Source organism: Paraburkholderia mimosarum LMG 23256 = NBRC 106338 (assembly GCF_000739815.1).
GTDB classification, from domain to species: Bacteria; Pseudomonadota; Gammaproteobacteria; order Burkholderiales; family Burkholderiaceae; genus Paraburkholderia; species Paraburkholderia mimosarum.
The window spans coordinates 192,784-203,735 of the sequence record NZ_BBJJ01000004.1 but is presented as its reverse complement, the minus strand read 5'-3'; the positions used below and the strand labels follow the sequence as shown (position 1 = coordinate 203,735).

General features: G+C 67.1%; 10 protein-coding genes. 6 read left to right on the top strand and 4 right to left on the bottom strand.

Annotated features, from left to right (window positions below; translation table 11 throughout):
* Nucleotides 1-6 precede the first annotated feature (6 nt).
* The 5 genes from shc to BMI01S_RS05015 all read left to right on the top strand — a co-directional run bounded on the left by shc (nt 7) and on the right by BMI01S_RS05015 (nt 4,169).
* Nucleotides 7-2,103: a squalene--hopene cyclase gene (gene shc, locus BMI01S_RS05035; RefSeq protein WP_036045216.1), complete on the top strand. Its 2,097-nt coding sequence runs from the start codon at nt 7-9 to the stop codon at nt 2,101-2,103.
* A gap of 2 nt (nt 2,104-2,105) precedes the next feature.
* Nucleotides 2,106-2,822: a phosphorylase gene (locus BMI01S_RS05030; protein WP_028231290.1), complete on the top strand. Its 717-nt coding sequence runs from the start codon at nt 2,106-2,108 to the stop codon at nt 2,820-2,822.
* A 117-nt stretch (nt 2,823-2,939) separates the two neighbouring features.
* Complete coding sequence (locus BMI01S_RS05025) at nt 2,940-3,425, top strand: acyl-CoA thioesterase (protein ID WP_028209840.1); 486 nt, start codon at nt 2,940-2,942, stop codon at nt 3,423-3,425.
* 112 nt (nt 3,426-3,537) lie between these two features.
* A complete protein-coding gene (locus tag BMI01S_RS05020; protein WP_028209839.1) occupies nt 3,538-3,786 on the top strand; it encodes a type II toxin-antitoxin system Phd/YefM family antitoxin in 249 nt (82 codons plus the stop codon).
* Nucleotides 3,783-4,169, top strand: coding sequence for a type II toxin-antitoxin system VapC family toxin (locus BMI01S_RS05015; RefSeq protein ID WP_028231291.1), 387 nt, complete (start codon nt 3,783-3,785; stop codon nt 4,167-4,169). The genes BMI01S_RS05020 and BMI01S_RS05015 overlap by 4 nt, the downstream gene beginning before the upstream one ends.
* A gap of 56 nt (nt 4,170-4,225) precedes the next feature.
* On the opposite strand, the gene BMI01S_RS05010 is transcribed toward BMI01S_RS05015, so the two are convergent.
* Together BMI01S_RS05010 and hpnN are read right to left on the bottom strand one after the other, a co-directional pair.
* Nucleotides 4,226-5,278 carry an MlaA family lipoprotein gene (locus tag BMI01S_RS05010; protein WP_028231292.1) on the bottom strand — a complete coding sequence of 351 codons (1,053 nt, stop codon included), beginning with the start codon at nt 5,276-5,278 and terminating at the stop codon, nt 4,226-4,228.
* Nucleotides 5,275-7,902, bottom strand: a complete 2,628-nt coding sequence (hpnN, locus tag BMI01S_RS05005) for a hopanoid transporter HpnN (protein WP_028231293.1) — start codon at nt 7,900-7,902, stop codon at nt 5,275-5,277. Before hpnN ends, BMI01S_RS05010 begins: the two co-directional genes overlap by 4 nt.
* A gap of 210 nt (nt 7,903-8,112) precedes the next feature.
* Between hpnN and BMI01S_RS05000 the strand changes: the two genes are divergently transcribed.
* Entirely contained in the window at nt 8,113-8,721 is a 609-nt protein-coding gene (locus tag BMI01S_RS05000) for an MlaC/ttg2D family ABC transporter substrate-binding protein (protein WP_028209835.1), read from the top strand.
* Nucleotides 8,722-8,784: 63 nt separating this feature from the next.
* Here BMI01S_RS05000 and BMI01S_RS04995 read toward each other — a convergent pair whose 3' ends face one another.
* On the bottom strand, nt 8,785-9,453 hold the full coding sequence (locus BMI01S_RS04995) for a response regulator (RefSeq protein ID WP_042288483.1): 669 nt from the start codon (nt 9,451-9,453) through the stop codon (nt 8,785-8,787).
* Entirely contained in the window at nt 9,450-10,952 is a 1,503-nt protein-coding gene (locus tag BMI01S_RS04990) for a cache domain-containing protein (RefSeq protein WP_028209833.1), read from the bottom strand. Before BMI01S_RS04990 ends, BMI01S_RS04995 begins: the two co-directional genes overlap by 4 nt.

The window sequence follows — 10,952 nt, the reverse complement described above, 5'->3', positions numbered from 1 at the left end:
CCGTAGATGAACGATTTATCCCAAGCCGCGCCGACCGAAGATCTCGCCAGCCGCCACAGCGGCGCCGACGTCATCGACCCGGCTCCCGTGGCGACGCCCGACGTAGCGATGCCCGACGTAGCGACGCCCGACGTAGCGACGCCCGACGTAGCGACGCCCGACGTATCGACGCCCGACGCCACGCTCGAAGCCGCCGTCGCCCGCGCGACCGATGCGATCCTCGCCGACCAGCGCGCCGACGGCCACTGGGTCTACGAACTCGAAGCGGACGCCACGATTCCGGCCGAATACGTGCTGCTCGTGCATTACCTCGGCGAAGAGGCGAACCACGAGCTGGAGCAGAAGATCGCGCGCTACCTGCGGCGCATCCAGCTGCCGGACGGTGGCTGGCCGCTTTTCACCGACGGCGCCATGGACGTGAGCGCGAGCGTGAAGGCGTACTTCGCGCTCAAGATGATCGGCGACGCCGAAGATGCCGTGCACATGGTCCGCGCGCGCGAGGCGATTCTCGCCGCGGGCGGCGCGGAGCACGTCAACGTGTTCACGCGCATTCTCCTCGCGCTGTTTGGCGTGGTGACCTGGTACGCAGTCCCGATGATGCCCGTCGAGATCATGCTGCTGCCGCAGTGGTTCCCGTTCCATCTTTCGAAGGTATCGTACTGGGCGCGCACGGTGATCGTGCCGCTGCTCGTCCTCAACGCGAAACGCCCGGTGGCGCGCAACCCGCGCGGCGTGCGCATCGACGAGCTGTTCCGCGGCGCGCCCGTGAGCGTGGGCCTGAATGCGCGCGCGCCGCACCAGAGCAAGGGCTGGTTCGCCTTCTTCCGCGCCGTGGACGGCGTGTTGCGCGTGACCGATCCGCTGTTTCCCAACTACCTGCGCCAGCGCGCCATCGACGCGGCCGTGGCGTTCGTCGACGAGCGGCTGAACGGCGAAGATGGCCTCGGCGCGATTTTCCCCGCCATGGCCAACGCCGTCATGATGTACGACGTGCTGGGCTATCCCGCCGATCATCCGCACCGCGCGATCGCGCGCCAGTCGCTCGAAAAGCTCGTGACGGTCCACGCGGAGGAAGCCTACGTCCAGCCGTGTCTTTCGCCGGTGTGGGACACGTCGCTCGCGGCGCATGCGCTGCTGGAGACAGGCGACGCGCGCGCCGAGGAAGCCGCGCGCCGCGGCCTCGAATGGCTGCGCCCGCTGCAGATTCTCGACGTGCGCGGAGACTGGATCTCGCGCCGGGCCGAGGTGCGTCCGGGAGGCTGGGCATTCCAGTACGCGAACCCGCACTACCCCGATGTCGACGACACGGCCGTGGTCGTGGCCGCGATGGATCGCGTCGACAGGCTCTATAAGACGAACGCCTACGATGAGCCGATCGCGCGTGCGCGCGAATGGGTGGTGGGCATGCAGAGCAGCAACGGCGGCTGGGGCGCGTTCGAGCCGGAGAACACGCAGTACTACCTGAACAGCATTCCGTTCTCGGATCACGGCGCGCTGCTCGATCCGCCGACCGCCGACGTCTCGGGCCGCTGCCTGTCGATGCTCGCACAACTGGGCGAATTGCCGGCCGCGAGCGAGCCCGCACGCCGCGCGTACCACTATCTGCTCGAAGAACAGGAAGCCGACGGCAGCTGGTACGGCCGCTGGGGCATGAACTACATCTACGGCACGTGGACGGCGCTGTGCGCGCTCAACGCGGCCGGCCTCGAGCACGACGACCCGCGCATGAAGCGCGCGGTGCAATGGCTCGTGCAGATCCAGAACGACGACGGCGGCTGGGGCGAAGACGGCACGAGCTACAAGCTCGAATACCGCGGCTACGAGCGCGCAACGAGCACCGCTTCGCAAACGGCGTGGGCGCTGCTCGGCCTGATGGCAGCGGGCGCGGTCGATCATCCGGCGGTCGCACGCGGCATCGCGTACCTGCAGACGACCCAGCGCGCACACGGCCTCTGGGACGAAACGCGCTTCACGGCGACGGGCTTCCCGCGCGTGTTCTATTTGCGCTACCACGGCTATCGCAAGTTCTTCCCGCTGTGGGCGCTCGCGCGTTACCGCAACCTGAAGCGCGCGGGCGTGACGCGCGTCGTGTCTGGATTGTGAGCGTGGCGGCTGGAGCAAAGGCACGCGCGCTGCCCGTGATCGCGGTGACGGGCATGGCCTTCGAGGCGAGCATCGCGGCGGGCAAGGGCCGGGACGGCGTGCGCGCCGTGTACGCCGCGCGCGCCGATCTGCTGCAACGGGCGCTCGCGGCGGCGCTCGCGGAGGGCGCCGCGGGCATCATCAGTTTCGGCACCGCGGGCGGCCTTGCGCCGGATCTCGAACCGGGCACCGTGGTGATCGCTCATGCCATCGACGGGCCGTTCGGTCGCGTTCCGACCGACGCCGCATGGAGCGCGCGCATGGCCGATGCGCTCATGAATTCGCCGCTCGCCGCACAGACACGGCGCGGCGTGCAGGCGGCCGTTGCCGCGCCGCTCACCGGCGCGGCGGACAAGGCCGCGCTCTTCGGCGCGTGCGGCGCGCTCGCTGTCGATATGGAGTCGCATCTGGCCGCGGCGGCAGCCGCCGCGCACGGCGTGCCGTTCGCCGTGTGCCGGGCGATCGTCGATCCGGCGTGGCGCAGCCTGCCGAAGGCGGCCATGGCCGGACTGCGCGACGACGGCACGACCGCCGTGCTGCCGATCCTGCGCGAGCTGGCGCGCGACCCGGCGCAACTGGGCGGCCTGCTGCGCGTGGCCGCCGATGCGAAAGCCGCGCGCCAGTCGCTAAACGCCGCGCGCCAGACGCTGATGACCGCGGGCGCCTTGTTCCCGACATGACCCGGCCGGAATATTGAAATACTAGGGAAAACCCTTATCTCTGGTAACATCTCCGCGTTTACCCTGGATTCGCCGTTGCGAATTGGGGGCGAAATGCATTTTCGGGAGTTACCAGCCATGAATTTTCACACTCGCAAGTGGGTCAAGCCTGAAGACCTCAATCCAAACGGCACGTTATTCGGCGGCAGCCTGCTTCGCTGGATCGACGAAGAAGCGGCGATCTACGCGATCTGCCAGCTCGACAACCAGCGCGTGGTGACCAAGTTCATGTCGGAGATCAACTTCGTCAGTTCGGCGCGCCAGGGCGACATCATCGAACTCGGCATGAAAGCGACGCATTTCGGCCGCACGTCGATCACGCTGCGCGCCGAAGTACGCAACAAGATCACGCGCAAGAGCATTCTGACGGTCGAGAGAATGGTGTTCGTGAACCTCGGTGCCGATGGCGTGCCCGCCCCGCATGGCCGCGACCGGATTCGCTACGCCGACGAAGCGTACGAGCGCTATCGCCAGACCGTGCAGACGGCGGCCGACGCCACGGCGCTCGCGGCGGCGAACGAGGCGGCGCGTGAAACCGAGAGCGAGGATGCCTCGGTGCATTGAGCGGTAGACGTGGCTCGAATGAAAGGCCCGGCAAGCTGAGCAGGTTGCCGGTTTTTTTGCGTTCGAGCTGTCGCAGGCGGGCTTGATCCAAGGGCTTAGCCAGACTAGACCCATGACCTACGTGAACATGCTGGAAGCCAAGTCGTCGCTTTCAAGGCTCGTCGAGGATGTCGAACTTGGCCGCGAAAAGGAAATCATTATTGCCCGCGGCGGCCGGCCGGTCGCCCGGCTCGTGCCGCTCGCACCGGAAACGCCAGTCGAGCGGCGCATCGGGGTAGCGAAAGGGGCATTTGAAGTTCCCGATGATATCGATGCGCATAACGACGAGGTCGCGGCACTGTTCAACGGGGGCGGCGCGTGAACGTGCTGCTCGGCACGCATATCGCGCTTTGGGCCATCGCGGATAGTCCAAAGCTGCCTGCGGCCGCGCGTGATCTGATTCTGGCGCCAACCAGCACGATCTACGTTAGTACTGCGAGCATCTGCGAAATCGCGATCAAGCATTCGGTGCAGCGCGGGGATATGCCTCTGTCCGGGGAAGCTGCGCTGCACTACTTCAGGCAAGCGGGTTATCGCATCCTGCCAATCGAGGCCGAGCATGTCACAGCCGTCGAATCGCTGCCGTTGCACCATCATGATCCGTTTGACCGGCTCCTCGTGGCGCAAGCTTTGACCGAACCCCTGCGACTGATTTCGCACGACCGGCGGGTCGCGCAATACAGCGATACCGTCGTTCTGGTCTAGACGGCAATGGCGCCTTCGCGCCGCCCGTATGCGTACGGGCGGCCGTCATATCCGCTTCACGGCGCCGACGCGGGCGTTGCCGGCGCAGCCGTCACACCTGAAGCCGGTGCAGGAGCCGAAGCCGCAACGGGAGCCGACGCCGCAGCAGGCGTGGAAGCCGCCGCCGCTACACCGGCCGTACCGGCAGCCGCTGCTGCACCGGCACCTGCGCCGGCCGCGGCAGCAGCCGTTCCAGCCGCGCCGGTCGTGCTCGCGTCACCCGGATCCTGGTAATTCGGCAGACCATCGTTCGGCGCGGCCGCTCCTCCCGCGCCACCCGACTCGCCCGGATCCTCGTAATTGGGCGCGCCGTTCTCGTTCGGCTTGCCCTCGCCACCCGAGTCGCCCGGCTCGCCGTAATCGGGCAGCGGCGCGTTGTTGCCCCGCGAGCCGCGAATCAGCGATTCCCGTTGCTGGCGGTAGGCGTCGCGCACGAACGAATACGGGTCGAGCGCCGCCTGCCGCAGCAGATCGGTCGCGCCGAGCAGATCCGCGCGCGCGCTGATGAACTGCGCGAGATACATCGGGTTGCGCACGGCAGGCTCGAAATAATTGATGACGTTGAACTTCACGTCCACGGCCATGCCGATGCCGTCGCGCACCGAACTCGGTCCGAACAGCGGCAGCACGAGGTACGGGCCGGCCGGCATGCCGTAATGCCCCATCGTGAGGCCGAAGTCCTGGTGGTGCTTGGGCAGCCCCGCCGCGGTCGCAAAGTCGATCAGACCGCCCAGACCGAAGACCGTGTTCATGGCGATGCGCATGAGGTCCTGGACGGCGTCGGTGATCTTCAGCTGCAGCAGGTTGTTGGCGAAGTTGTCGGCGTCACCGATGTTCGAGAAGAAGTTGGTGATCGCCTGGCGCAGCGGCTGCGGCGTCACCTTCTGATAGCCCTTCGCGACCGGCTGCGCGATATAGGTATCGAGCTTGTCGTTGAACGTGAAAATTGCGCGATTCGCGGGCTCGAACGGGTCGCCCGGCTTGCGGTCGGGGCCCGTCGCGCAACCGGACGTCACGAGGAGCGCCAGGCTCGCCGCTGCCATGGTGAGCGCGGCTTGTTTCTTCTTCATTGGTCGATCCCCTGAGTTTGCGCTCTTGCGCGCTTCGCGCGCGGCTTGCCCATCAGCACCGGCTGGAACACCACCGCACCGATCAGCGTACAGAATAATGACAGCGCGAGCAGTTTGCCCATGCTCGACGTGCCCGGATGATGCGAAAGCCACAGGCTGCCGAACGCCGTGGCCGTGGTCGCGGCCGAAAAGAGCACGGCGTGCGTGAGGCTCGACTGGAGCAGGCCGGTTTGCCCCGCACGCCAGGCCATCACGAAATAGATCTTGAAGGCGACGCCGACGCCGAGCATCAGCGGAAGCGCGATGATGTTCGCGAAATTGAGCTGGATGCCGAACACGACGCACAGCTCCAGCGTCACGAGCGCCGAGACCAGCAGCGGAATCAGCGTGCGCAGCACGTCGCCGAAATTGCGCAGCGTGATCCACAGGAGCGCCGTGATGAGCAGCACCGACCACCCCGCCGCCTGGAAGAACGCAAGGATGATCACGTTGGCCGAGTGCAGGATCGAGATCGGGCCGCCGATGGCGTTGGGCTCCGCCGCCTTCACCGCGTGCGCGAAGCGCGCCAGCATCACGTCGTCGTTGGGATCGACGCCCGGCGGCACGCGCGGCGCGACATCCACGATCGCCTGGCCAGTCGGCGCCACCCAGTCGCGCACCATCTCGGGCGGCAGCGTTTCACGCGTGATCGCCGTGGGTTGCAGGAGGCGCGTGAGCTGTGTAAAGGCCAGCTTGAGCGTCAGGCTGAACGCCGTTTCCGCACGGTCGCGCGTGGCCGGGCTCGCGTTCGCGAGCTTCATGAGCGAATCGGACAGATGCTTGGCCTCGGCCGCGCCCGGGCCCGGATGGTCGCTCGCGGCGAGCGAGAGCTGGTTGGCCGCGCGCTTGAGCGTCTGCACGCGCACTTCGTCGGTCACGGGCGACGACGGCTGCTGCGTGAGCGCGGGCAGAAGCTGCTGCGCGGCGCTCGAAATCAGCATGAGCTTTTGCTGCTGATCGTCGGGTATGAGCGAGCTGAGCGTGGTTGCGCGCGCCACTTCCGGCAGCTTCGAGAGCCGCGCGGCGATCTTGTCGGCTGCTTCGAGCGAAGGCGCGAGCACGCTTACGTCATTGATCGAGATGACGGGCGAGTTCTTGAGCGCGAGCAGCGTCGCCATCGATTCGGTATGCGGGTCCTTCAGATGCAGCGGGTTGAAGTCGAAGTGCAGATGCCGCAGCAACGGCATCGCGCCGACGACGACGATGAGCGTGCCGATCAGCACGGGCTTGCGATGCTCTGCGAGCCACGTGTCTACGGGCGCGAGAAACGCGAAGCCAGGCGAGGCGCGCTCGCCCCTCGGCTTGAACACGCTGATGAGCGCCGGCAGCACCGTCATGTTGCAGATGTACGCCACGAACATGCCCACGCCCGCGATCTGCCCGAGTTCGGACAGGCCTCTGTAGGCCGTCGGCAGGAAGGAAAAGAAACTTTCGGCAACCGCGATCGCCGCGAGCGTGAGCGGCACGCCGATCGAGCGCGCCGTCTTGAGGAGTGCCCAGTCGAGCCGCTCGTCCCCATAGCGCTCCTCGCGATACTTCACGCCGAACTGCACGCCGAAATCGACGCCTAGCCCCACGAACAGCACCATGAACGCGACCGAAAGCATGTTGAACGAGCCGATCATCATGAGGCCGAGCGCAGCCGTGACCGCGAGGCCGATCACGAGCGAGATCAGCGTCGCGCCGATGAGCTTGCCCGAGCGCAGCGCGAGCCAAAGGATGACGAGCACCACGACGAACGTGACCGCGCCGTTGAGCGCGGCGCCGTCCTGGACCGAGGCGAATTCGTCGTCGGCGAGCGGCTGTTCGCCGGTGAGGCGCACGCGCGCGCCGAATTCCGTGTCGAGGTGGAGCGACGCGGCGGTCTCGCGTATCGCCTCGGAGGCGTTGGCTCCTGCCTTGAGCGCGCCGAAGTTGAGCACCGGCTGCACGGTGATGAACGCGAACGCGGGTTTCGTAGCCGCGTCCGGGTCGACGAGCGCTCGCCACGAGAATGCGGCGGGTTTGCCGGCCAGCACCTGGTCGACGACGTTGGCGGCGCTGCCGAGCAGGTTCGCCATCTGCGGGAGCTTCACCTGCCCGATTGTCAGCGGCAGTTGCAGCGTGGTGGTGAGCGTGCCGGCGAGGCCCGTGAGGCTCGGATCTTTCGCCAGCTGGTTCACGAGCGGGCGCGCCTGGACCAGCTGGCCCGTGGTCGAGAGCACGGTGGCCGTGGACGGGAAGAGCAGCCCGTTGTGCTGGAAGAACGGGCCGCCCGCGGGCTGCGACACGGCGCTGAACTCGCGCGAGTCGGCCGCGAGGGCCTTCGCGAGCTTGTCGGCGGCGGCGTCGGCGAACTCGGGCGCATCGGCTTCGACGACCACGAGCAGCGAGCTCGCGCGCTGCGGGAAGGCCTTGTCCTTGGCCTCGCTGAGCGCAGCCCATTCGGCTGTGTTCTCGACGAGGCCGCTGACGTCGGTGTTGATCTTGAAATGCCTTGCTACGTACGTGCCGCTTAATACGGCAAGCACGATCGCAAGTGTGATGACCCACGCCGCGCGGCGAACCGACCAGGCGACGAGGCTAATGATGAATGGCTTCAGCATACAGACGAGGGGGGCCCTGTCGATTGAGTTTTTTGACGCGAAGCGCACAAGTATACCGGCCCTGTCCGTCCCGGCGCGGCTCTTGCGCACTCGGGACCGCGCGGCGGCGCCGCGGCAGCCCATGCGCCAAAGCCGTTATACTGGCCCAGCCGGGGTGCGGACTGCACCGCACCGTACCGGCGCCTGAATTTCACTGTTCCAGAAGAGCGTATGAAACGTTATCTGACTGCATTTCTTGTAGCCGCCTGCTTCATGGGCGTTTCCGGCGCCGCGAGCGCGCAGGCTTCTCCGGATGCCACGGTCAAGGCCGCGGTGGAAGGCACCGTGAAGGCGATGCAGGCCGACCCGCAGGCGCGCGGCGGCGACATGAACAAGATCACGCAAGTGGTCCAGACCCATTTCGTTCCCGCCACCGACTTCAAACGCACCACGCGCATCGCCGTTGGCAAACCGTGGGCGACGGCCACGCCCGAGCAACAGCAGAAGCTCTATGAGCAATTTCAACTCCTGCTCGTCAAGACTTACGCATCGTCGCTCTCGCAACTTCGCGATACCCAGGTGAACTTCAAGTTCCTGCCTTCGAGCACTGGGGCCGGCGCGAAGGACACCGTGGTGCAGTCGCACGTCATCAGCAACGGCGGCGACGACGCCATCGACTACCGCCTCACGCAAACGCCCAGCGGCTGGAAGATCTACGACATCAACATGATGGGTGCGTGGCTGATCCAGGTCTACCAGACGCAGTTCGCCGACCAGATCGCCAAGGGCGGCATCGACGGGCTCATCAAGTTCCTCGTCGACCACAACGCGCGCAGCTGATCGCCTCTGGTTGTACGCGCATCGAGCCTCCGCGGGCGCGCTGGTCGATCCGGCGCGCCCGCTTCACTTCCTGCGGTGCTCCACCGCGAACTTGATCAACTCCGCCTGACCTTCGATCTCGAGCTTGCGCTTGAGATTGAGCCGGTGCGTTTCCACCGTGCGCACGGAAAGCCCCTCGCGCTGCGCGATCTGCTTGCTCGATAGCCCTTGCGCGAGTGCGTCGAGAATGTCCCGCTCGCGCGGCGTGAGGCGCTCCACGGGCGTGCTGCGCGCCGACGCCTGGATCATGCGCGCGCTCAGGCCCGCGCTGAAATACGTGCGCCCGGCCAGCACGGCCTCGATCGCGCCGATGATCTCGGTGGCCGGCGAATCCTTGAGCACATAGCCGCTCGCGCCCGCGCGCACGGCTTCGGTCACGTACTCGACGTTGTCGTGCATCGAGAGCATCAGCACGCGGATGCCCGGATAGCGCTCGTGGAAGATTCCCGCGAGCGCGATGCCGTTCACGCCGGTCATGCCCACGTCCATCAGCACGAGATCGGGTTCGAGCGAGGCCGCGAGCGCGATGGCTTCGTCGGCGTTGCCGGCTTCGCCCGCCACCTCGAAGCCCGGCACGGCTTCGAGACGCGCACGCAGGCCGTCGCGCACCAGCGGATGGTCGTCGACGAGGACAAGGCGCGCGGGCTTCGCACCGGGCGTGGCAAAGTCGTTCACGTTTGTAGTCGTCGTCATGTCGGCGTTCCTGATCCGGTGGCGGCCTTGGGTCCTGCAGGTGCAGCATTCGTCGACACATCCGGCACGACCGGCACCCACGCGGTCACCAGCGTGTGGCCGGGCTGCGAGGTGATGTCGAGGCGGCCGCCCAGCGACTCCAGCCGCTCGCGCATGTTGCGCAGTCCGAGGCCCGCGCGCGGATCGGCCAGCGCGTGCGCCACGTCGAAGCCGCGGCCATTGTCGGCGACGCTCAATGTCACGCCGCTCGCAGCGACCTCCAGCGTGAGCGTGGCGCGCGCCGCGTGGGCGTGGCGCACGATGTTAGTGAGCGCTTCCTGCGCGATCCGGAACAGCACCGTGTTGACGGCATCCGGCAATGCGGGCGGCCGCGCCTTGCGGCTCGCCGGCTTCGGCGCGGTTTGCGAGAAGCCGATCTCGATGCCCGCTTGCTCGGACAGCTCGCGCGTGAGCTGCTCCAGCGCGGCGGCGAGACCGAGGTCGTCGAGCATCGAGGGGCGCAGCGCGTGGGAGATGCTGCGCACTTCGCGCAGCGTATCGGAAAGGCGCGACAGGCCGGTGGCGAGCGATGCCTCGGCGGCGGGCACGCGCGTTTCGCCGCGTTCGAAGCGCGTGAGCGCCGATTCGAGCAGCAGCTTCACCGAGACGAGCATCTGGCTGATGCCGTCATGCAGCTCGCGCGAGAGCCGCGCGCGCTCCTGCTCCTGCGATTCGACCACCTGCTGCGCGAGACGCTTGAGCTTGGCGTCGGCGCTGCGATGCTCGCTCACGTTGAGCACGAGCGCGCCGAGCGCGATCACGAGCACGCCTGCGAGTGCGATCACGCCGAGCCACTGAATGGTGTGCTCGATATTCGCGGAAGCGCGTTCGTCGATGCGCGCGAGCGTCGAATCGACATCGTCGAGATAGATGCCGGTGCCGATCATCCAGCCCCAGCGCGGCAGCGGCACGACATAGCCGAGCTTGGGCGCGAGTTTGCCCGTGGACGGCCGGTGCCACATGTAGCGCACGAAGCCGCCGCCGCGCTGGGCTGCGGCGATCAACTGCTGGATCGTCAGCGCGCCTTGCGGATCGCGCAGATTCCACAGGTCCTGGCCGACTAGCGCGGGCTCGCGCGGGTGCATGAGCGAGCGCCCGTGCATGTCGTAGACGAAGAAGTAGCCATCGGGGCCGAAGTCCATCTTCTGCAGCACGGCGAGCGCGGCGAGCTGGCGGTCGGCTTCGTCGGCGGGCGCGGGCAACGCGGCGCTGGCGTTTTCGTCGGGCGCGTAGAGCGGCGCGATGGCGCTCGTTGCCAGCTCCACGTAGTGACGCAGTTCGTCCTCCTTGCTCGACAGATAGGCGCTCTGCATGGTCGCGTGCTGGGTATGCGCCAGTTGCGTGGCCTGCTGGCGCACGCCGATCCCGATGCTGGCAATGGCGGCGAGGAAAGGCACGACCGCGAGCAGGAAGATTTTCGTCTTCAGGCGGCGGTCGGCGAAAAAAAATGGGGCGGGCAT